The organism is Holdemania filiformis DSM 12042, assembly GCF_000157995.1.
Taxonomy (GTDB): domain Bacteria; phylum Bacillota_I; class Bacilli_A; order Erysipelotrichales; family Erysipelotrichaceae; genus Holdemania; species Holdemania filiformis.
The window spans coordinates 265,967-289,697 of sequence record NZ_GG657558.1; the positions used below are offsets into that span (position 1 = coordinate 265,967).

15 protein-coding genes are annotated in these 23,731 nt (G+C 31.5%); all 15 read right to left on the reverse strand.

Annotation, left to right across the window (positions count from 1 at the left end; genetic code table 11):
- Nucleotides 1-2,344 (reverse strand): YfhO family protein (locus HOLDEFILI_RS11810; RefSeq protein WP_006059949.1); only part of this gene is annotated, 2,344 nt, incomplete at its 3' end.
- A gap of 11 nt (nt 2,345-2,355) precedes the next feature.
- Nucleotides 2,356-3,288 (reverse strand): glycosyltransferase family 2 protein, encoded by a 933-nt coding sequence (locus tag HOLDEFILI_RS11815; RefSeq protein ID WP_006059950.1) that lies wholly within the window; start codon nt 3,286-3,288, stop codon nt 2,356-2,358.
- Between the two features lie 46 nt (nt 3,289-3,334).
- Nucleotides 3,335-5,902: a YfhO family protein gene (locus HOLDEFILI_RS11820; RefSeq protein WP_006059951.1), complete on the reverse strand. Its 2,568-nt coding sequence runs from the start codon at nt 5,900-5,902 to the stop codon at nt 3,335-3,337.
- The gene (locus HOLDEFILI_RS11825; RefSeq protein ID WP_039864851.1) at nt 5,899-7,602 is read right to left on the reverse strand and encodes a thiamine pyrophosphate-binding protein; all 1,704 of its coding nucleotides are present in this window, start codon (nt 7,600-7,602) and stop codon (nt 5,899-5,901) included. Before HOLDEFILI_RS11825 ends, HOLDEFILI_RS11820 begins: the two co-directional genes overlap by 4 nt.
- Nucleotides 7,603-7,685: 83 nt before the next feature.
- Nucleotides 7,686-9,029 carry a lipopolysaccharide biosynthesis protein RfbH gene (gene rfbH, locus HOLDEFILI_RS11830; protein ID WP_156788924.1) on the reverse strand — a complete coding sequence of 448 codons (1,344 nt, stop codon included), beginning with the start codon at nt 9,027-9,029 and terminating at the stop codon, nt 7,686-7,688.
- A 2-nt stretch (nt 9,030-9,031) separates the two neighbouring features.
- On the reverse strand, nt 9,032-10,096 hold the full coding sequence (gene rfbG, locus HOLDEFILI_RS11835; RefSeq protein ID WP_006059954.1) for a CDP-glucose 4,6-dehydratase: 1,065 nt from the start codon (nt 10,094-10,096) through the stop codon (nt 9,032-9,034).
- Nucleotides 10,078-10,851 carry a glucose-1-phosphate cytidylyltransferase gene (gene rfbF / locus HOLDEFILI_RS11840; protein WP_006059955.1) on the reverse strand — a complete coding sequence of 258 codons (774 nt, stop codon included), beginning with the start codon at nt 10,849-10,851 and terminating at the stop codon, nt 10,078-10,080. The genes rfbG and rfbF overlap by 19 nt, the downstream gene beginning before the upstream one ends.
- Nucleotides 10,848-13,394: a YfhO family protein gene (locus HOLDEFILI_RS11845; protein WP_039864852.1), complete on the reverse strand. Its 2,547-nt coding sequence runs from the start codon at nt 13,392-13,394 to the stop codon at nt 10,848-10,850. The genes rfbF and HOLDEFILI_RS11845 overlap by 4 nt, the downstream gene beginning before the upstream one ends.
- Before the next feature lie 96 nt (nt 13,395-13,490).
- Nucleotides 13,491-14,435, reverse strand: a complete 945-nt coding sequence (locus HOLDEFILI_RS11850; RefSeq protein ID WP_006059957.1) for a glycosyltransferase — start codon at nt 14,433-14,435, stop codon at nt 13,491-13,493.
- Nucleotides 14,436-14,482: 47 nt separating this feature from the next.
- Complete coding sequence (locus HOLDEFILI_RS11855; RefSeq protein WP_006059958.1) at nt 14,483-16,516, reverse strand: hypothetical protein; 2,034 nt, start codon at nt 16,514-16,516, stop codon at nt 14,483-14,485.
- A 20-nt stretch (nt 16,517-16,536) separates the two neighbouring features.
- On the reverse strand, nt 16,537-17,631 hold the full coding sequence (locus tag HOLDEFILI_RS11860; RefSeq protein ID WP_006059959.1) for a DegT/DnrJ/EryC1/StrS family aminotransferase: 1,095 nt from the start codon (nt 17,629-17,631) through the stop codon (nt 16,537-16,539).
- Nucleotides 17,628-18,038, reverse strand: a complete 411-nt coding sequence (locus HOLDEFILI_RS11865) for a sugar 3,4-ketoisomerase (RefSeq protein ID WP_006059960.1) — start codon at nt 18,036-18,038, stop codon at nt 17,628-17,630. The genes HOLDEFILI_RS11860 and HOLDEFILI_RS11865 overlap by 4 nt, the downstream gene beginning before the upstream one ends.
- Complete coding sequence (locus tag HOLDEFILI_RS11870) at nt 18,038-18,973, reverse strand: glycosyltransferase family 2 protein (RefSeq protein WP_006059961.1); 936 nt, start codon at nt 18,971-18,973, stop codon at nt 18,038-18,040. Before HOLDEFILI_RS11870 ends, HOLDEFILI_RS11865 begins: the two co-directional genes overlap by 1 nt.
- A gap of 21 nt (nt 18,974-18,994) precedes the next feature.
- A complete protein-coding gene (locus HOLDEFILI_RS11875) occupies nt 18,995-21,313 on the reverse strand; it encodes a YfhO family protein (protein ID WP_006059962.1) in 2,319 nt (772 codons plus the stop codon).
- Nucleotides 21,294-23,597 carry a YfhO family protein gene (locus HOLDEFILI_RS11880; protein ID WP_039864853.1) on the reverse strand — a complete coding sequence of 768 codons (2,304 nt, stop codon included), beginning with the start codon at nt 23,595-23,597 and terminating at the stop codon, nt 21,294-21,296. Before HOLDEFILI_RS11880 ends, HOLDEFILI_RS11875 begins: the two co-directional genes overlap by 20 nt.
- Between the last annotated feature and the right edge of the window lie 134 nt (nt 23,598-23,731).

Sequence of the window (23,731 nt, forward strand, 5' to 3'; positions counted from 1 at the left end):
TACCATCAACATAAAATCTCCAATTTTGATCATATGGTATTTGTAAAATTAAATTTGATGGCTCTTTAACCTCGATATGCCCCGCAATATAACCATTCTTTTTATTCTCTATCATCAAAGTATTATTATTAATCAAACTTGTAAAAGCTTCCTCAAAAACATCCATATCCTGATAAAACAAATTTACAGACTGAATATCCAGTTGTTCTTCCTCTAGTTTCAATTTCAAAGTAACTATCTCATCTTTCTCATACTCCCCTAAACGAATCATTTGATGTTGTCCATAAGTGAAATAATCACAAAGATATTCATCATTTATAAACAGCTTTACTTTTCTCTCATCATTGGACGTTAAATAAATGAAAACTGGTCCTTTTTTTGGCATTGCAAACTGATATTCAAGAAAAGGATCTTCACCGTTCACAGTATAATTAAAATAATCACCGTTCTGAATAATGTCATTTTTGATAATACTAAATTCCAGACTTTTCATAATTTCTAAATTTTCATTATTACTAAGAACTTTCCAGATATTATTTTGATTTGATAGCCACGAAAAATCGACAGGATAATATAAATGTACAGGCCCAGAAGTCAAAAAACCAAAAGGCAAGGTAAAATCATTTAAATATAGAGTGGAATCACCATAAGTATTTAACGCAGTATATCCTTTGCTAATTTTTTGCTCAGTCAAAATATACTTAATCCCTAGTAATGAATCATTCGCATACGTTGTCCCACTATTATAATAAGTCCAATTATCTTCTGTGCATAACCCTAATTGAGAATATAAATAGCTACGCACAAAAGGAGCTTCTGCCGAGCTGTTATGAGATAAACCAGAATAATTTAAAAGCATAGGATCATTCTGTGTTCTTTGAAAAGTCTTTTCAAATCTATAAAAACCACTATCTTTTTTTCTAATACTTTTTATGATTGGCTCTACCTTATCAACGTAAGTTTTATACTCATTTAAAGATAAATGCGGTATTTCCTTCAAACTAAAATAACCATTTACAGTAAGTTCTAATACTAGAACTACCAACAATGTTCCTTTGACTTTCATGTTTTTAAGAAGATACAAAATTATAAAAGAAATAAAAATAAGGCTGACTAAAAATTTATAAATATTTAGATAACTAAAATTGCCCATATAACCAATTAAAATAAATAAACTTAGCATGCCTGCACTTAAGAGAACAATTCTTTTATTATTGCCTTCTAGAGTTATATTCAATCCTTTATGACCAATTAATAATACAAAAAAAGTAAATATAAAACTATAGCGATAAGGAAACCAATTTGGCTTACTGAAGCCATGCCAAATCAAATTAATAGGTTCGAAGATAAAGGAAACTAAAAATAACAATAATATTAGGAAGCATCCTGTTTTTTCTTTTTTATCAATCCTCTTATTAAGGAAATAAAAAACAAAGCTTAATAAACCGATATAACTACAATAAATGTTAGGCTTTCCAGACATAGCTTCATTAAAGTTATAACTGCCTAATATTAATTTACTAAATAAATCCTTTAACATTAAGTTAGCTTGCCACTGTATACTTGATAGATCAAATAATCCTTTTGTCGTTTCCAGTGAATACTTTACAGGAATCAGCAAAACCGCTGCCAAACCGCCTGAAATAATCGATGCAAAGCAAAAATTAATAAAAACTTTGCTGGATCGTAGTGACCGAGTCTCCTCTTTGAAATAAAAGCAATAGAAAAAATAAATAACAGAAAAAATACAAAGCATATAGCCTATATAATAATTAGTAAAGATGCTTGCCGACAAACTGAAAATATAAAAAGCCGGAGATTTTCCAATTATAATTTTTTCAATTCCCATAGCAATTAAAGGCAAGAGTATGATTCCATCTAGCCAAATTACATTACTATAATTAGCGATAACAAAAGCCATCAATGCGTAAGAAGTTGAAAAAATTAACGAAGTATATCCATTATTTTTTAGAAAAAGATTAAATGTATATCCTGCCGAGCCTATTTTTAAAATAATTATAAGCGTCAACGCGATAGGCAAATTACTTGTAGAAAAAAACAGAGCAATAAGGTTAAAAGGACTCATCAGGTAATATGAAACCAAGCCTATCATATCTCCGCCTAACGTTTTTGAGAAAGAATAAAAGAGAGTCGTAGGATCTCTGATAATTTCTTTTAAATAACTGAAAAACGAAATATATTGAGAATCTAAATCAAGGCTCACTATCGTTTGCTCACCAAAGGGCCATAATTTAACTGTACAAAGGATTAATAAAAAGCAAAATATTGGAATAAGCAAAGAAAGTAAACGTATTTTTAGCTTTTCAAAATTTATCTTATTCATATTTCACCGCTTTAAAAATTTATTCTTTCTTCTTCCACAACTAACGGACGATTCATTAAACGTTTGTTCATTGCTATGATATACTCTCCAATCAACCCTATGAAAAATAGTTGAAGCGACCCAAACACAAATACGCCAATTAAAATAGGCGCCTGCCCCATGGGGAACGTATACCAATTTATTAACTTAAGCACTAAATAGAGAAAGGCGACAAATAAACTCAATATAGAAAAGATAAACCCGATAAAAGTTGCAGCTCGTAACCCTATTGTCGTATAAGAAGTAAAGCTTAGCATTGCTAAATCATATAACCGAAAGAAATTATTTTTTGTTTTTCCCGCTCTGCGCTGTTGCTGCGTATAAGCAATTTCCTTTCTTTCCGGCCCCAGCTCGGCCACAATACCTCTTAAAAATGGCGTTGGATCTTTTAATTCTCGTAGTGTTTGCACAAAACTAGCATCATATAAACCAAAGCCAGTAAAATGCTCTATTTGTTCAAAGTCTGAAAATTTATTCAACAACTTGTAATAAAGGCTGCGGAATGTATACATTACTTTATTTTCTTTACTAGTTGTCTTTCTTCCAATAACGATCTTATAGCCTTGTTCCCATTCTTGAACAAATTGGTGAATCATGTCGATCGGATCTTGGAAGTCAGCGCAGATAAGAATAGTACAATCTCCCGTGCTCGAAAGTATCCCATAGAATGGAGAATTAGCCTGTCCAAAATTTTTAGTATTAAATATCGCTTTTATTTTAGGATTTTCATTGCATAAATGTCTGATAATGCTTCGAGTGTTATCCCTTGAATTATTATCAATGAATATTAATTCATAATCATATGTATTACAGTTTATACTCAATTCGTTAATAATGGCTTCTGATAAAGGCTTTACATTTTCCTCTTCATTATAAGTAGGGACAACTATACTAATCTTTTTCATGTTATTTCCGCCTTTCTCAACCTATTTATCTTACGTTATTTTTTAATCATTTACAATATCGGCTTGCTTTTACCTTCTTATACCCTAAGAATATAACGATTATACATGCTCCAAAACTAATTCCCAGCCCAAGCTTCAAACCTGAGGGCATAAATTTAAATTGGATTCTATGAACTCCCTCATCTAATTCAAAACCAATAAATACTTCATTCACTTCTTTGACATCCACTATTTTACCATTATCCCAGACTTTCCAGCCCGGATTATATGGAATATTGGTGGCAACCCATTTTTTTTCATTGTTAATTGTTATATCCGCAGAGAGATCTTCACCTGAAACTAAAACATTTTCAAAGTGATCTTCTGCAGCTAAGCGAGAAAAGCATTGGTCGATAACCTTATCAGAAATCCAATATACATTAACAGGAATATATTCATTTATATTATTAAAATTTTTGCAATAGATATATACTTCATCTATATCTTGATCAACACGGATGGCAGTATATCCATATTCATAATTTTCCTCGTATTTTACTTGTTTTCCATTTTTATAAAATTCGTAAGCAACTATGCCATAAGGATTACTTTGACTGTAATCAACAAACAAATAGCCCTCTTTCTCATGCCAAGGAAAACCAGAATTAATTAAGTTCTCAGCAATTAATGGATAAATATCATTAATATTTGATTCATTATTCATTGCCTCTGGAATTACAATCGAATTTAACAGAACAATGTCTTCCTGAGATTTGTCAAGATCTTCCAGGATATTGAATCCCGATATTTTTGAACTGGCATAACCTAATGACATATCGAGAGAATTTTTATAAACTTTTTGTTTTGATGACTCATAGATCAAATCATAGGTATGAGGAATTAAAAATTGATTATCTTCCCACGTAATCATATACTTTGAGCCTAATAAAGACTTAAGTAAAAACTTTGAAGGTTGATAACCTAGAAACCAATTATCAGTACTTCGATTATCATACAAAGGCCTTGTTTCATGATTATAGACATTAAAATAGGAAGTAAAACCATTATATCGTTTCACTATTGGATAATTATAAGCAATGCTTGAATTATCCGCAAAATCGATACGATAAAATCCAGAATCCTGTTTTTTTATAAAATCAACGGCATCTGTGTTTAACATTTTCTGTTGATATTCATTCCAACTCTCGGAATTAGCAACTAAACTATTCGAACCATTGACAACTCTCAGACACATACAAAATACTGCTTCGGCAATCACAGTACTTATTAATAAAACTTTACAAAACTTATTTTTACTCTTTAATAAAGAAAATGTATAGAGAACAACACAACCGGAAACAACAACACAGACTCGTTTAATCACACTCTGATTTATTTCTGTTGTCCAGCCTAATTTTATGCTCAACAAAGAAATACCAGTAAGAACTAAAATGCATCCCCCTCCCGATACAGCTAACAGCCTTTTATCAAGTTGTTCTTCATTCTGTAGGATATAGGCAATAAGCATAGCATTGAAAACAATATAATAAAAACTCCAGCGAATTGACGTGTTCCCGTTAAAAACTAAATAAAAGACCGGAAACAGAAGCATCGCATATAAAACTAAACTTGTTATTATTAGGGGTTTCTTTCCTCTAAACTTTATTTTCAAAAGTTGAGGCAATAAGAGAACAAATAGAATAAATGAATAATTATAAACAGTATAAACACGATTATCTAATTTTAAGAAAGGAGAACTGAAAATATTATAATCATAATCATTAATTACTGGCGAAAATAATGATGTTATAACCCGAATCAAATCCCCGCCTAACAAAGGCTTGAATAACGACTCCGTTCCACTTCCTATGCGATCAGTTGATAATAACATGAGTCCTGCAGGTAATAATGCAAAGGCTGACAAACCAACGCCTAACAAATAATAAACAAAAACAGATAAGAATTTCTGAAAGAAAAACTTAAAAGTCACTTTTTCATATTTCATGAAAAGTCTGCATATCATGTAGATCAATAATAGCCAAGAAAACATATATAAAATATAGGGACTGATAATTGATGACAAACAAATAATTAGAGTGAAACCTAACTTTTTCCTTCCTTCAAGAATTTCTTCACTAAAATACAAAAGAAGAGCTAAATAAAGATACGCATCAAGAAAATAGCTGAAATGCAGCCAGTACATTGCCCAGCCGGAGAAGGTAAAGATTAAAGCCCCGATGAGTTTCGCTTTATCACTGCAAACTAATTTGTCTAGCCATAACCAAGCAGCAGTTCCAATTAAAAAGAAACGCAAACTATCCAAAACAGGAATAAAATAAGGAATCCAGTCACTCGTGGGCAGTAATAAATTTAAATAGAAGGAAGGCGAACCTAATATCGTATAATAATAGACAAGGTTACTTGCACCTAATCCGATGGAATGATTCCATAGAGTAAAACCACTCTCCTTAAACTGCGTGTACAAATCAATCATATAAGGGATTAATGCCTCAGTCTGATCTCCCCAGAAAACTAAAGTGTAATGATTAATAACATAAACATAGGTATAAAATGCACAAAGAATCAAAGTCAAACAGCCCCACAAAGGCAGAATTTTTCTTATTTTTACACTCATAAATCCATCAACTTTCTATAAAGAACACGGTCTAAGGGTGGTTCTTGATCGGTATTCGGTTTTCCAACAGCTAATTTAGGTATAACATAAGTTTCTTCTGGCAGACTGATTTCAACCAAGCATGGTCCCATATCTTCAAAAACATGCTTTACTGTAAAATCGCTATCAGAGAATTCATAAAATGGAATATTATAAGCCTCTGAAATTTTCCTCAAGTTACAACTAAAATAGTTTCCAGAAGCTATCGTTTGCACATATCGTGAGTCAAAATACATTTCTTGAAAATGTCTAATCATACCTAGAGAATGATTATTAAATACTATTATCTTTATCGGCAGATGATGACTGGCGATAAACTGTAATTCCTGAATATTCATTTGAAATCCACCATCACCATTAAAACATACAATCGGTTTCCTAGAAGCATAATAGGCGCCAATTGCGGCAGGCAAAGAATACCCCATTGCCCCATGTCCCCCAGAAAATAAAATTCTTTGATTTTCTTTCACCTGAAAAGATTGTGAAATCCAAACCTGATTCTGCCCTACATCTGTGGTAATGACTACATCTTCAGGAATCTTTTCGCTTAAAGAAGTAACAATTTGATTAGGTAATTGATCATCAATACTGCTCAGTTCATTCCTAATCGTGTTACAAAGTTTAATCCAATCCTCATTTTCATTCAAATAATTTCTTAAAATTTGTGATAATACTGGGATTGTTTCTTTTAAATCCAGATTAATATCAATCTCATCTGATTTGATTTTATTTGTGCATTCCTGACGATCAATATCCACCCGAATAAGTTTAGCATGCGGTGCAAAATTCTTTTGATCCACACCCGTTTGCCGAATATCTAAGCGACTTCCCAAAGTAATTAACAAATCACACTTCTCCACAATAAAATTAGCTGTACGATCGCCATAGGCGCCAATAAAGCCATACTTCATAGAATGATTGCTGGGCAAAGTATCGATTGCGATCATGCTAGTTACTACAGGTATTTGATTCTCATTGATTAACTCAACAAATTGGCTCAATGAACCACTTTGACGAATTCCAGCCCCCGCTAGAAAACAAGGTCTTTTAGCAGTTTTGACAATATCAATTATAACCTGCAGCTGATTTTCATCTATCAAGTTCGTCACTTGATTCTGTGCTCCGTTTAAAGAATAAACAATATCAGCACGTTGAACATTCATGGGAACATCTAGCACTACAGGTCCACAACGCCCATCCATCGCTATGGTATAAGCTTTTTCTAATTCTGGCAATAAGTCTTCCGGTTTTTCTATATATGAACAATATTTCGTAACAGGCCTGACAATTCCTAGAATATCAGTTTCTTGAAATCCTTTTTGCCTGCAGGAAAGACCTTTGCCTGACTCGTAGGTATTGACCTGCCCTGTTATAAATATTGCGGGAATTCCATCAAAATAGGCATTGCAAATACCGGTAATCAAGTTCGTCGCTCCCGGACCACTCGTCGCATAAGCGACTCCTGGCTTTAGACTAACTTGGGCGTATCCACAGGCCGCAAATGACGCGCCTTGTTCATTATAGGTAACATGAGCGGAGATTTTATTTTTATATTTATCAAAGGAATCCATTAAATGAGTTACCATACCTCCTGGATATCCAAAAATATCAGTAATCTGTTTATCAATAAAAAATTGAACGATGGCATCAGAAGCTTTCATAATCATTCTCCTTTTTCTTCTCTTATTTTACACTAAGAAGAATATGAATAAAAGTCATTCTCCCTTATGAAAACGAGAAGAGATCAGCGCTCTTCTCGTTTACTAAAATAATTATGAATAATTTTGCTCATAAAATCCAACTTTTGCTTATTCATTTTCGGTGAAACACCAATCCAAAATGTGTTTTCCATAATGTGATCCGTATTTCTTAAATCACCAACAACTCGATATCCCGATTGTTGTTCTCGTAACTGGTCAAAACATGGATGTTTAATCATATTCCCTGCAAATAACATTCTTGTTTGAATATTATTTGATTCGATAAATTGAACAAGTTCGTTTCTATCCACGCCTTCTTTCACTGTTATAAGAAAGCCAAACCACGAAGGATTTGAGTTTACCGTAGCTTCGGGAAGAATCAAATAAGATTCAAGATCTTTCAAGTTATCTTTCAAATACTCAAAATTCTCTCGGCGTTGTTTTGTAAATTCATTAAGTTTCTTTAGCTGGGCAACTCCTATCGAAGCTTGCATCTCTGTCGCTTTCAGATTATATCCAAAGTGTGAATAAACATATTTATGATCATAGCCTTTTGGCAATAATCCGTATTGCCCATCATAACGATGCCCGCAGAAGTTATCATGTCCGCTTGGACAGATACAGTCTCTACCCCAATCTCTAAACGACAAAGCTATTTTATAAAGCAAAGCATTATTAGTATAAACAGCTCCCCCTTCGCCCATCGTCATATGATGAGGCGGATAAAAGCTGGATGTTCCAATATCACCAATGGTTCCTGTTAGTTTTTCTTCCCCATTAAGGTAGTAAGTTGATCCTAATGCATCACAATTATCCTCAATCAACCAGAGATTATATTTATCACAGAATGATTTTACTTTCTCTAAATCAAACGGATTTCCTAATGTATGTGCAATCATAACAGCCTTTGTTTTCTCACTAACAGCGGCTTCCAATTGACTAACATCAATATTATAGGTTGGGATAGTAACATCTACAAAAACCGGAATAGCTCCATACTGCAAGATAGGAGAGATCGTCGTAGGAAAACCAGCTGCAACCGTGATTATCTCGTCTCCACGCTTGATTTGTCTTTCTTTCAATAATGGAGAGGTCAGCGTCATAAATGCAATCAAATTTGAGGATGAACCTGAATTCGTTAACAAACAATGCTTAACTCCTAAGAACTTTGAAAAATCTTTTTCGAATTGTGCGCAGTATCTGCCCGATGTAAGCCAAAAATCTAAAGCACTATCAACCAGATTAACCATTTCTTCTTCATCATAAACTCGTCCTGCATAAGCAATTCGATCTCCTTCGCTATACTCATCAGTGTCTTTATGATAATGGTTGTAGTACTCTTTTACTAATTCTAATATTTGCTTCTTATCTTCTGACATTGAAGTCATAATCATTCCTCCATATATTCTAAAATTTGATGACTTGTAATTTCTTTTAGATCTCCGTTATTTACAAATACTTTTGACCACTCTATAGTCTTCTTAACAGCCTCAGCCACATGCCAGCGTGGATGCCAATTTAAAATACTTTTTGCTTTTTCACAATTTAATTTTAGAAAATTAGCTTCATGCGGTCCTTGATAGTCCGTTGCTTTCCATTTAGCGCCTTCCCAAAAATGACAAAACAGCTCACAAAGCTGACTTGTTGTTACACAATCGCTATCATCTGGCCCAATATTATAATTTCCTGCATAGCTTTTATTATTATATTGTTTCATAGCCAACATTAAATAGAACATATCTGCTTCCAAAACATGTTGATATGGCCGGACTGAATTTGGGTTCCTAACAATAATTGGTATATTTTTTACAGTATACTTTATACAATCAGGAACAATTCGATTTTCCGAGAAATCTCCGCCTCCGATAACATTTCCTGCCCGGCATGTTGAAACAGCTAAATCTCGATCACTAAAAAACGATTTACAGTATGACGCGGTAACCAGCTCTGAACAAGATTTACTATTAGAATAAGGATCATAGCCATTCAATCTATCAGTTTCAACGTAACCGTAATTTTCTTGTTCCTGATTCTCATAAACTTTATCTGTGGTTACATTAACGAATGATTTTACACAAGGATTTAATCGAATACATTCCAAAATATTAACAGTTCCAATAACGTTAACATCAAAGGTGTAAACAGGATTTTTATAGGAATCAATGACCAAGGGCTGAGCTGCTAAGTGAAAGACAATTTCTGGTTTAAATTCATTAAAAATCCTTTTAACGTTTTGAAGATCCCGAATATCTAAAATATGCGACTGAATACGATTTTCTAAATCTAATAAATTAAATAATGCGGGATCTGTATTAGGCTGCAATCCAATACCATATACTTCCGCGCCACATTCTAAAAGAATACTGCATAGCCAGCTTCCCTTAAAACCAGTATGTCCGGTAACTAAAACTTTTTTCCCTTTGTAAAATGATTTCATCAATCCCATACTTTCCATGGCGCTTCCTCTTTTTCTAGAAGTTTCTCTAATTTATTTTTATCATTCATCGTATCCATGCATTGCCAAAATCCATAATGTTTATAAGCTTGTAACTGTCCTTGATTTGCTAAAGCTTCCAAAGGCTCCCTTTCAAAAACACAAGAATCTCCATTAAGATAATCAAATATCTGTGGCTCTATCACCATAAATCCGCCATTAATCCATCCACCATCATCAATATTCTTTTCCTTGAAAGATCGAATTTCATTAGATTCAGATAATTCAAGTGCTCCGAATCTACCTCCCGGGCGAACTGCAGTTAAAGTCACAGTTTTTCTCGCTTTTCTATGGCATTCAAGTAATGAAGTGATATCTACATCACTAACACCATCTCCATAGGTCATCAGAAACGACTCATTGCCAATAAACTTTTGAATTCGTTTAATTCTTCCGCCTGTCATTGTATTCAAACCGGTATCTACACAGGTTACTTTCCAAGGCTCTGAACTGTTATTATGGATTTCCAGTTTATTGTTCTGCAAATCAAATGTGATGTCTGAATTATGGAGAAAGTAGTCAGCAAAGAATTCTTTAATTACATAACCTTTATAACCACAGCAAATCACAAAATCATGAAAACCAAAATGACTATAATATTTCATAATATGCCACATAATTGGTTTTCCCCCTATTTCAATCATCGGTTTTGGCTTTAAATGGGATTCTTCACTGATCCGAGTTCCGTATCCACCTGCTAAAATTACGACTTTCATGCCGATTTCCCTCTTTTCCTTGATAAGATATAATTAATAATAAGAACTGATAAACAAATTAAACTGATTACTATTCCTATCAATTTGCCCTTTGTTCTATATCTAAATTCTATCATATGATCACCTTTTTTTGCATAAAATCCGATAAAACCCAGATTTACTTTTTCGATATCTACTTTCATATTATCTATATAAACAGACCATCCATCATTATATGGAATTGACGTAGTGATGAAACTAGATTCGTTCAAATGTAACTGTGAAGTAATCTTATTCCTATTAACTAGCGTATTATTAAATATACTTTCTACATTTGCATATGCCATCCTTGGTTTAAAGTAAACATCCATGTATAGATGTGTTTCATAAATATCATCCCCGATTATTACTATTCGGTTAATCTTATTTTCTTTATTTATATGCAAATCTATATAGTCAAATTGATCAAAAGAATCGCTGAAAATTAATTCTTGATCATGATATAATTCAAGAGTTAATGATGGTATACCTCGATTATCTAAATATAATATTCCATCATCCAAATTTTCTTTCAAGTACAACTCACGATAGCTTTGATCAGGCATGGTTCCTAAATGAATTAAATTTTTATCCCACGCTATGTTTTCGTTAATCGCAGCTGCTGGTGAGTAAGTAATCTGCTGCATTAGCATATCTTGATATAAATAAGGTAAATTTTCAAATTCATTTATATTTGCCTTCTCACTTTTATATCCTAAATCTATAAAATTTTCATTTTTATAGACCTGATAATCAGATTGTGTAGTATAAACTTTTTCATAGCCTAATGGAATCATTTCACTTTCGCCAAATGTAATAAAATATTTACTCGCTAATTGATTATACATTTCTTGACGACCTATTAATTGATTAAAAATCCACAATCCATTATTAATTCGCTCATAATATTCTGACATTTCACCTTCATATGTAGAATTATAAATTGATGTTCCTGAGTAATTATATGCAAAAGGAATATTTGCTTGTTTATAATATTCTGGCATAGTAGACATATCCAACTGAATACGATACAAACCCGAATCATTTTCTTGAATATAGTTTATAGCTTCTTCTAACTTACCTTCTGGTTCAAAAAAATCACGCTTTAAAGGTACATTACTACGACAATAAACTGTTCCGGTATAAATAATCTCAGCACACAAAACAATGGGTAGCAGTTGCTTCCAACGCACCTTCCTTGTCAAAACAAAAGCTTCTACTCCCATCAGTAAATAACATGGCGTTAATTCATTCATCAATATTTTTAATTGTGATATTTCATTAAAACCACTTTTATAACTAAACAGAAAAATCACCAACACAATAAACAAATTACAAATCAAAGAGATATAAATCCATTTATTATTAATTTTCCCCTCAAATATTTCATCTAAAATCGCAGTAAGTGCGTAAATAGTTATTAATGTAATGATGAAAAACCATCGGGTATCAATTGTTCGCTGCAATATAAAGTAAAATGATTTGAAATAGATCAATGGAAGCATCGTAAGAAAAACAGTTATTAATATTCTTTTCTTTCTTTTATCGTTTAATTTAAACAATAATGGAAATAACAGTGGCGTTAGCATATATAAATAAAGTGTACAACCACCATTCCACCCTAAATCACCACTCTGCCAAGTGCTTATAAAAGGATTATATGAGAAAAAATTGAATATCGGTGTATAAATAGAACTAAATATACGAAACATGTCATTCAAACCTATATGAGAAAAAATTTGTATATCTTCCGTTCCAGAAAATCTTCCTATCTTTATAAACAATATTGCACAAGGAATTAAGACAAAAGCAGATAGACCTGCACCTAAAGCTAACCATCCTGCATATCTAAATCCATCGACTAAAACAGTCTTCAGTTTAATTGTATTTCTATTAATATCAAAATATCTTATTAAGGTATAAATAAATAAGAGTGGAACACTCATATATAAAAAATAATAATTAATTATTCCAAGTATCCCTATTATCAAAATCAAACCAATTTTCTCATTATTCTGGAAATATTTTTCGACAAAAAAAAGAATTAATGGATAAAACATATATCCGTCAAGAAAATGCGTGAAGTTATAATATCGAAATACCCAGCCTGAAAATGCGGTCAATAGAGCACCTATCCAAATAGTCGTCTTCCTCTTTGAAAGCTTTGAAATCCAGAGATAGGCAAAACAAAAAGTCATTGTAATTTTGAAAATTTGTAAATATACTATAGAATACTTTAATAAATTTTCTTTTATTAATGATAAACACAAAGATAGTGGGCTTGAAAAAAATGCATAAATAAGAAAGTCTGCTCCAAAGCCAGCAGACCAATCATACACTGAAAAATTCCATGCTTTGATTCTTTTTATTCCCCCAAGTATAAATAAATATTCTTGTTCAAAATTATCCCCAGAAAAAATAAAAAGTGCATCATATTTAATTATAGCATAAGAAAAAGTGCACAATCCCACACTAAAAACTATTATTGGTATAAGCAAATCCTTATATTTGTTTTTCTTTATCATAAAAAGCATTTCCTTTCTATCCCAAATTTCTTCATGTAATAACTAAGATTTTTTTCATATACTATTTCTAACTTATAACTAAAAACAAAATTTCTATTAATTAATCTTAGTAGTATATTCTTCTATATAGTATAATGGCCTATTTTTTGTTTCATCAAATATTCTTCCTAAATATTCACCAATAATCCCTAAAAAAATCATTTGCAGACTCCCGAAAAACAGAAGAACAATCATCATAGACGACCATCCCTTTTGTAAATTAGGATCCTTAGTTATTGCCATCCAGAAAACATAAATCATATACAATATAGCAAATATAGCTGTAATTATCCCTATATATGCTGCCCATCTCAAAGGTGCTGTTGTAAAAGATGTCAAACCTTCAATAGCATAATTAATCATAGTTTTATAATTATACTTAGTTTTACCAGCGGCTCTAGCTTCCCTTTCAAATTCTATTTCGATCGTAGGAAATCCAACCCAACAGAATAATCCTCGAGCAAATCGATGGGTTTCCCTTAATTCTTTAAATGCATTAACTGCCCTCCGAGAGATCAGTCTAAAATTTCCTACATTTTTAGGCATCCGCACTTTTCCACTTGAAGCAGAAAAAACCTTATAAAACATCTCGGCAGTAAATTTTTTTAACCAAGTTTCACCTTCACGGCTTTTCCTTTTAGCATTGACAATATCATAGCCTTCTTCATATTTATCTATCATTTGAGGTATGATTTCTGGGGGATCTTGTAAATCTATGTCCATAAGAATGATAATATCTCCTTTAGCATAATCCAATCCCGCAGCTACAGCTATTTCATGTCCAAAATTACGTGATAGGCTTAGAAAAGATATATGCGGGTCATTGTCCAATAATCTATGACATATTTTTACTGTATTGTCTTCGGATCCATCATTAACTATGCATATCTCATAATTATATTCACTTAATGCTGATAAAATCTTTGTGATTCTCAAATAAAATTTTTCAATAACATCTTCTTCATTATATGCTGGAGCTACAATACTGATTAAAGATTTCATAAATTTGCCTCTCTTTTTAGATATATCATAATATAAATCCACTTTAATTAATAGCGTTTTAATAGAACATAATCATCATTTTGAAATAAAGTTTCTGAGCAAGCTCTCATATCTAACCAAATTGGTATCCAAGTATCATCCTTTTCCTTAAATTGATCTTTTCTCAAAATTATATACTCAACATTTTCTTCATATATAATTTGACAAGCTTTATCATAATTAGGATCTTCTTTAAAAATATTTTGCCCTATAAAGTCCCTTTCTATAAATAAATTTAGCAATTCCGAAGGAGCATTTTCCAACATCTCTTCATTTTCATATTTGACTATTTCTCTTGTATCCGAAATTCCAAATTTCAATTGTATATTATTCACATAACCTTTTAGATAAGGCATTTGGCTTACGACCCACGGTCTATAGTTTAAATTTTTCACTTCAGTTTGTAAATAATCGACTATCTCTTTTTCATTTTGATTTAATTTATATAAACGGTCATAATTATATTCAGAAGACCTTATTGATCCTAAAGCAATATTTTCAAAAGGTAAATGCAAAGAAACAGCTATTAGCAGACATTGAAAAATCACTAACCATTTCAAAAACATTTTATTTTTTTCTGATAAATACCAAAATAATATTGCTAAATTAAAAATATTAAATATCAAATCATACGAGCGGTAATATACAAAGTCTGTTATAAAATAGATTACTGCAGGCATTACTAATGGATTTAAGAAGAGAATAATCAATACTAAAAAAGTTTTATCGTATATTGTAAATTTTTTTTCTTTGAGTTTAAAATAAAACATATATGCAGTAAGTCCCCACCACAAAGTATTAAATAATATTTGTTTATGATTTTTAAACACAAAGTATTGATTACACATATCTGCCAAATGTTCTTCAAAATAATAATTATATGGATATAAATTTTTGTAATTAATTAAAGAATATATTACAAAAAAAACTAACAAACCTAAAAATAAATAAGTATAAATTTGTTTCCAAAATTTTCTTAGATTTTTCAACAAAAGGCAAATCAAAATGTAAATAACTAAAATACCATATATTAATAAATTTGAATAATGATACCTCCAAGCGATTAAAATCACTCCATAAATTACTGGTGAGATTAAACTTAAAGAATAGACTGTTATTGCTTTTTTTGATAAATTCTTTTTTAAAAGAACTATAAAAATAGATATTGCTATAAAAAAGGATATATAAAAACCGGACGAACTTACAGCTACTAAAGCAGACAGCATTAAACCCATTAATATGAAAATTTTGTAATTATTACATTGTAAATAAGAATAAAACAGATAAAAAAATAACGAAACTATAAGCACTCTCCACAAATTTCCAATCAGCGCTAGATAAAAAAATCCATCAATAAAGCATAAGTAAATAGATGCAATAACAAAAGATAAGAAAATTATATATTTTTTTTTGAAGAACTTAAAAGCAAAACAATAAATTATCTCAAAAAAGATATAGAAGAAAAGTATTTGTGCTCCCCAGATATAAAGATAAATTGGAGAATTCATCAGCGAAAAAATATTTCGCGTTACTTTAATTAACATAGAAAATAAATGATAAAAACTTTGATATAAATAATAAACACTTTCTACCTCATTCCCTCTAAACCCTATAGTCTGAATAGTTTTTAAAACTGAATTTTCATTAACCATTGATATATAAAAGATACTATCAGATCGTGCACCAACTCCATAATTAGAAGCAAAATTAATAAAAACTGCTGAGGAAATTATTATAAAAGCAAATAAAATGTAATCTTTCTTTGTTATCCTTAATTTCGTTTTAGACAATAAACAGCTGAAAAAAGCACACACAAAAATCACAACATATAATATTGCTATAACTTTTGTATTTATGGCAAAATAGACTAATGGATAACTTAAAAGCTGAATTATCCCTAAAATTGAAAAAAAGCCTAGTGCAACTTTGGGTATATTGTTGTCTAATTTGAAATGACCTTGAAGAAAAAAACCAAAATTGATTGATGCTATTAATACGAATAATATAGGTGAAAATTCTAATGCTATTCTAATAAAGGGCATATTACAACCATATTAACTTTCTAAAATTTATTTAATAATTCAATAACAAAATCTAAATTATCTTTTCGCATACCATTGTATAATGGCAAAGAAATTATATGATCAGCCATCATTTCAGTAATTGGGAAATCACCATTTTTATAACCCAAGTCTCGATATGCTTCACTTAGATGTGGAGGCTGTGGATAATGAATCTTTAAACCTATCTCTTGATTTTCACAATATTGCATGAATTTATCTCTATCTTCTGCCTCAATTACAAACAAATGAAATACATGACCTAACTCACCAAACTGCATCTTAGGTAATTTAATTTTAGGATTTTTGATTTCGGTCAAATATCTTAAAGCATCTTTTCTTCTTTCAGCAGTAAGTTCATCTAAATGTTTTAATTTAACCCGCAATAGCCCAGCTTGAAGTTCATCCAGCCGAGAATTATAACCTACTTTTTCGAAATAATATGTTTTTTTAGAGCCATAATTTCTCATCATTCTAACTTCTTCCATAATGTCTTTATTATCTGTAATAATGGCGCCACCATCGCCGAACCCGCCGAGATTTTTGGTTGGATAGAAGCTAAAGCAACCTACATCACCCCATGTGCCACATTTCTTCCCATTAATAGAAGCTCCGTGAGATTGTGCGCAATCCTCAACAACTTTAAGATTGTATTTTCTTGCAATCTTCATTATTTCCGGCATATTTGCTATCTGTCCGTACAAATGAACAACACAAATTGCTTTTGTCTTAGGTCCTATAGCGGCTTCAATCTTCGAAGGATCCAAATTATAATATTGGTCAGGTTCAACAAATTTAGGCACTAAGCCATTTCTGGTAAATCCCATAATTGAAGCTATATATGTATTTGCTGGCGCAATGACTTCATCTCCAGGATTTAAATGAAGCGCTTCAAAAGCCAAAATTAAAGCATCAAGTCCACTGGCTACACCTACACAATATTTAGATTGATTATATTCAGCAAATTCTTCTTCAAAACACTTCACTTCATTACCGAGCACATACCATCCGCTATCTAATACCTCCTCAACCTTTTTCAAATATTCATTTTTATATCTCAAATATTGCGGAAGTAATTGATTATTTTCTATTTTCATAAATTTCCTTCTTTCAACCTCTTAAATGTATCATAATCTCTTATATAATCAGATTCATCATAGCCCTCGCTGGCTAATACCATCAATATTGCATTATCATGATAAGTTAGCGTATGCCAGATTTGAGGGCCACACACAAGCCCTACATGAGGATCATTAAGTTCAAAGCTCTCTTGATTACCATTTATATCTTCGCAATGGACAACAATTTTGCCGCTTAGAGCAAAAAATATTTGGAATAAACTTTTATGTGCGTGATAACCTCTAACATTTCCTTCTTGGGTATTAATCACAGTATAAACTCTTCGGATATCAAACGGCAGTCCTGTTTTTCTTTCTATAGCGCTAAGATAACCGTCATTAGCACTGCCATGTGCCTTAAAAGCTTGCAAATAAACATTCTTCATTACTTTTTATCCTCAATTATTTCATCTATGATGTATAAAGGACGTTTTCTAGATTCATCAAGATTTCTCCACATATACTCACCGATAATTCCAAGCATAATCATTTGTACTCCCGCCAGCACCAACACAACAACCATTAAAGATGTCCATCCAGCAACATCTGAACCATGAACCAATTTATCATAGACTAGAAGCAGTGCTGAAATAAAGCCACTTATACTCATTAGAAAACCTAATCCACTAATCCATCGAATTGGAGTATGTGAGAAAACAATGAATGTATCGATAAAAAGATCAATTCTCTTTTTATATGACCACATTGATTTTCCTTTTTCTCTTGCTTGTCTTGTGTACTCTATAACTTTTGGGTTAAATCCAGTCCAAATCAATTGAACGTAAATCGAAGAGTTCTTTTCCTGCATATTAACCAAAATCTCCGCTACACTCTTATCCATCAAAAAGAAATCAAAGCCTTGCTTTGGATAATCGGCAATAACCAGCTTTCTGACAATACGATAATAAGTATTAGCGAAGAAGTTCTTTATCCAAGGCTCATCGCGTTTATTTCTGGCTGCAATAACTACTTTCTCACCTTGCTGCCAATATTGAATCATTTCTGTAATTAAATAAGGAGGATCTTGTAAGTCTGCACTCATCACAGCGATCGCATCGCCGGTAGCTTGACTCATGCCAGCAACTATCGCACGGAATTCTCCAAAATTACGAGAAAGTTTAACAATTTTCACATGATTATCATATGTTTGAACTTTCTTTAATTCATCTAATGTTTTATCTCTTGATCCATCATCAACAAACACAATTTCAAATTCAATATCTTTTCTTTTTTCAAAAACATCACGAACTAATACTTTATAAGTCTCAGCTATATTCAGTTCATTGAAATAGCACGGAATAACTATAGATACTTTTGACATATTTAACTCCTCTTATGATACCTAGTTAATTATAGCAAAAAAGTCCATTAGAAACTGGACTTTTTTTCTATCTTTTTTCTTAAAACATGAGAAAATAAGTATTAAAACAAACATGACGAAACCAGCAATACTCAAGATAGCGCCCTGTTTCAATCCAGGAGGTGTAAAATACATCTCTAAGAATACACTACCTGAAGGGACAACCACTCCAAGGAAACTTTCATTAACTCTATATTTTACTGCAGTATCACCATTCAATTTAATATTCCATCCGTCATTAAAAGGCAATCCTAAAACCAATAGCCCTCCATTCTCACTTTCAACAGTTCCTGTTAACTGATTGCCACTATATTTTATATTTTCTAATTCAAACATTTCATCAGTTACTGCCGCTCTCAAAAAATTCATATCGTTTTCTGAGCAATACGCTACTTTTAATATATTATTTAAAAATGAAGATTCTTTATCTAGCACGGACACTTGGGTATAAGAAGTACCTAAAGGGCGATAATCGTCATTTCTATAAACACTTAAAAATCCACGATAGTTATCTGTAATTAATCGCCAATTCATATCTTGAGGCAACTCTTGTTCGTTAGAAACTACTGCATACTTAACATTTAAGAATTTCATTAACTGAGCTTGTTGTATATCTAGATACCAATCAGACCCTCGAATGATTTCAGGCACCTGATCGACAAGAGCTCTCAATGTAGGCTCGTAAATTGAATCATAAGTCGATAAACCATTAATTTGATAATAGAAAGCTGAATTAAGCCCCATACTCCAATAAACAGATTCTTGAGGGATATAGACACGATAATATTGTGAAGTATTTACTGGCTCAATTTGATCCAAAAAACTTCTCAGTTCTCCTGGCTCATCCTGTAAAACATGCGTCGCGTCATTCATAAATTGATAAGAATGACGATAACTTCCATCCTTAAGATAATGCTGTGATATTGTCGGAAATATGATTAATTCGCAAATACATAACAACCCGATCCAGATAAATTTACGCTTTTCTAATAACAAAAACATTATAGAATATATAACTGCAAAGGTTGTCCCCCAACTCAAAGCTTCAGTATATTCTAGTATATTCAATTTTAAAATAAAGCAAGTTAGAGGAACAATGCTTGCACATACAACAGTCGCAAATATACATGTAAATCGTAAAAGTCGCCAATTCCATTCTGCAACATGTTCAAGAACATGACACATCATAATTAAATTAACTATGACAAATAATATTGTGCCTCGAAAAGATACATCGCTGAAACCATGCATCGCAGATAATAACAAAGGACATATTAAAAATAAGATTTCTATTCCTATAAAAATTAAATCTGCTTTCTTACGTTTTTGCTCTTGTAAAACAAAAATTTGAGGCAGTAACAAAACTGATATAGAACCCGCCCAAAGAAATATTTCTCGCGTTGGATAATTATTCGTATTAAAAGGATATGCAACCGGTTGCAATAAATTCATTGGCAAAAATATACCAGCTAACTCCGTAACATAAACTCGTATATCATTAAACAAAAAATTAATTCCTGGATGTCCTATACGGCTGCTTTGCAAAAGATAGAGAATAACTGGGTAGAGAACAACTCCAGAAAGACAAACTCCAATAAGATAATATCCAATAAGTCTAAAAGTATCTTTAAAAAACATATTAAAATTTTCTCGTAATAGATAATATCGATATATATAATATACAGGCAAAAAGAATGAAATAACAAAGAAATAATAAAAACTAACTGAGGCCATGACAAACGTCATAATACAAAATGGAATCCATTTTTTCTTCTGAAGGTATTTTTCTAATGTATAAAGATATAACGGAAACAAACTATAAGAAAAAAGAAAAATTGGATAAACCGAATAATACATCATACCAGCAGAAAACGCATATAAAATCGAACCTATCACTTTAGTACTTTCTTTGAAAGAAAACATTCCTAACAATAAATACATACTCAGTGAGGCTAAGATCATCTTAAATATTGTTGTTAAAATTAAAGCATCCCAAAAATAGACTTTAAACCAAGCGCAGAATAACATGGGAATATCCGTCATTATATACCACATTTTAGAAACAAAAAAATTTGTTCCTAAAAAGTCAGACCATGAATAAAAAGGTAATGATCCTGTTTTTCTAAACATTTCGAACAATTGAATTAGCTCATTATAAAAAGCAAAGTTTTCTTCTCTTGTATCAATGGTCACAAACTCATAAGGAATTTGCTTTATCATATAAGGTAAATAAATAAAACCAGCGCCCAATAAAACGATAACAAGTAATAAAAATAAACTCTTATTTTTCTTTATACTCATGCTTCTTTTTCCTTTCTAAGCCGAATAATACTACAGCTAAGATACAACCAAAAGCACTGATTGTCATTCCTAATTTAAAACCTTCAGGCACAAAATACATCTCTAGATGGCTTTCTCCTTTATTAAGAGCAATTCCAATAAATCCACCATTGACGTTATACTTTTTTACTTCTTTACCATTTACAAGGATCTTCCAGCCATCATCATAAGGTAAAGTTATTATCATAAAAGTATCTGAAGAAGTTTTAATTTTACCAGTTAATTGATTACCGCCATAACTTATTTCTTCCAAATTAACTGAATCGGAATCTGATAAAAAGTCTTTTATTTCATGATAATCCTTTGGGTCACATAAGATGTGATCATTTAAAATCTGAATTGATTCCCCGTTTTCTATAAATTCATCATAAGTCAAAATAGAACTATAAGTAGTTCCTAATGCCCTATAATCTAAATTTTCGTAAATTCGGATGTTACCACGATAATCATTCTGAATCAAATTCCATTGAACGCCTTGAGGAAGCTCATCTTCCTCTAAAACTAAAGCATATTTCACATTAAGAAAGGTCATCAAAGAAGGATCTTCAATATTTAACATCATTCCGGAATTATATGCTTTAATATCAGGATTCAGTTCAGCGAGTTTATTGATTGAAGGTGAATAGGTGGAGTCATATATCATCAGACCATTTAGCTGATAAGCAACCGACATATTATGACTATAACTCCAGTAAAGAGAGTCATAAGGAACAAATATACGATAATATTGTGAGTAATTATCTGAATCCAGGTAGTTAAGATAATTATTTAAATCTTGATCTTTGTCTTGAAGCACATGAGTAACTTGCTGAACAAATGAATAGCTACCTCGCTCAGAACGATCCATTTTATTAAGGTAATGAAGTCCGCCTGATAATGAAAACTCTAGTACAGTAATAATTATCAACAAGTTAATTGCTCGCCGTTTTAATAGCAGTCCTTCTATAAATATTAAAAATCCAAAAGAAGAAAATAATAAAATCTGCGGTAAATAATTTCTGAAAAGCATCTGACTTTTCCCTTCAACAAAGCCGGCCAAAGGAATAATGCCGATACAGATAACAGCTGCGATTATAGCCATACCAATGATCTTTGTTGAGTCAATTTGTTCATAATTTTCAAGCATCCAACTGGCAGTTAGAATATTAAATAACGTTAAAAGAAACGTCCATCGAAATGAGGGATCACTAAAGCCATGGAGCGCTGCATCTCCCATTGGCATTATGGCTAATATCAAAATTGCACCATAAAATAATAGCGTACGTTTCTTGAAAACTCGATCTTTAATCCACATCATTTGACACATTAACAGAGCCGTTAAGCTTCCTGCCCAAATACAAATTTCACGAGTTACATGCCAATCTGTTTCGAACACATTGACTCCATAAATATATTGATAATTAGGTACAAACATAGAAGCTAAAAAATGTAAATAAACTTGAGGATCTTGGAATATAAGATCTGTATTAAACCCAATTCTATTATTTCCACTCATATAGCAAATTGTTGGAACTAATATAACCCCTGCTATCATTACACCCACAAAATAAACTCCGATTAATTTTAATGTATCGGAAACAAAATATTTAAAATTTTGTTTTATTAAGCTATAACGATAAATATAATAGAATGGTGTTAAAAAGGATAGTGTATAAAAGAAATACCAATGTGAAATCAATAATATGGCAGTCATCAGAAGAAACTGTATTTTCTTACCTGAAGCAAGATATTTTTCAATACCGCAGAAATAAAGAGGAACTAGACAATAAAATGAATGAAACATCAATTGTCCGCTAAAAAATATGGCCCATCCACTAAAAGCGTAACATAAGCCACCAAATAAACTTATTTTTGAAGAAATTTTCATTGTTCTTAACAAAGCGAACATTGAAAATGCGCTGACAAAAAATTTTAAAATTTCTAATAACAAAGTACGATCAAAAAAATTAAGTCCCTGAAATAACAGACTAGCCCAAGTAAAAGGATCTCCCATAATATAAAACGTTTGAGATGAAAAAAAATTAGTTCCTAAAAACATACTCCATGAATAGAAAGGCAAAGTTCCTGTTTTAAAAAATTGATTCATTAAATTGGTGAATTCCATATTAAAAAACAATTGTTCTGGTTTTAAATCGGTTCCATACGTTACCGGAATATGCGCTAACAAATTAGGCAAAAACATACATCCACAGATTAACGCTACAGATCCCGCAAGCAGAAATGGATACTTATATCTTTTTAGCATAAAATTCCTCCATTGATACTGATTCATTATATCTTATTATTCATAGTTTCACTACGATAAATATTCTTAATTATTTTAACAAAAATTTTTTGAGCTTTAATTTATTCTTTGTTTTGCTTATAATAATTATCAGG

Coding starts and splice junctions, on each gene's coding strand:
- HOLDEFILI_RS11815 (WP_006059950.1), bottom strand. CDS start 3,288: ATGAAAAAGATTAGTATAGTTGTCCCTACTTATAATGAAGAGGAAAAT.
- HOLDEFILI_RS11820 (WP_006059951.1), bottom strand. CDS start 5,902: ATGAGTGTAAAAATAAGAAAAATTCTGCCTTTGTGGGGCTGTTTGACT.
- HOLDEFILI_RS11825 (WP_039864851.1), bottom strand. CDS start 7,602: ATGAAAGCTTCTGATGCCATCGTTCAATTTTTTATTGATAAACAGATT.
- rfbH (WP_156788924.1), bottom strand. CDS start 9,029: ATGACTTCAATGTCAGAAGATAAGAAGCAAATATTAGAATTAGTAAAA.
- rfbG (WP_006059954.1), bottom strand. CDS start 10,096: ATGGAAAGTATGGGATTGATGAAATCATTTTACAAAGGGAAAAAAGTT.
- rfbF (WP_006059955.1), bottom strand. CDS start 10,851: ATGAAAGTCGTAATTTTAGCAGGTGGATACGGAACTCGGATCAGTGAA.
- HOLDEFILI_RS11845 (WP_039864852.1), bottom strand. CDS start 13,394: ATGATAAAGAAAAACAAATATAAGGATTTGCTTATACCAATAATAGTT.
- HOLDEFILI_RS11850 (WP_006059957.1), bottom strand. CDS start 14,435: ATGAAATCTTTAATCAGTATTGTAGCTCCAGCATATAATGAAGAAGAT.
- HOLDEFILI_RS11855 (WP_006059958.1), bottom strand. CDS start 16,516: ATGCCCTTTATTAGAATAGCATTAGAATTTTCACCTATATTATTCGTA.
- HOLDEFILI_RS11860 (WP_006059959.1), bottom strand. CDS start 17,631: ATGAAAATAGAAAATAATCAATTACTTCCGCAATATTTGAGATATAAA.
- HOLDEFILI_RS11865 (WP_006059960.1), bottom strand. CDS start 18,038: ATGAAGAATGTTTATTTGCAAGCTTTTAAGGCACATGGCAGTGCTAAT.
- HOLDEFILI_RS11870 (WP_006059961.1), bottom strand. CDS start 18,973: ATGTCAAAAGTATCTATAGTTATTCCGTGCTATTTCAATGAACTGAAT.
- HOLDEFILI_RS11875 (WP_006059962.1), bottom strand. CDS start 21,313: ATGAGTATAAAGAAAAATAAGAGTTTATTTTTATTACTTGTTATCGTT.
- HOLDEFILI_RS11880 (WP_039864853.1), bottom strand. CDS start 23,597: ATGCTAAAAAGATATAAGTATCCATTTCTGCTTGCGGGATCTGTAGCG.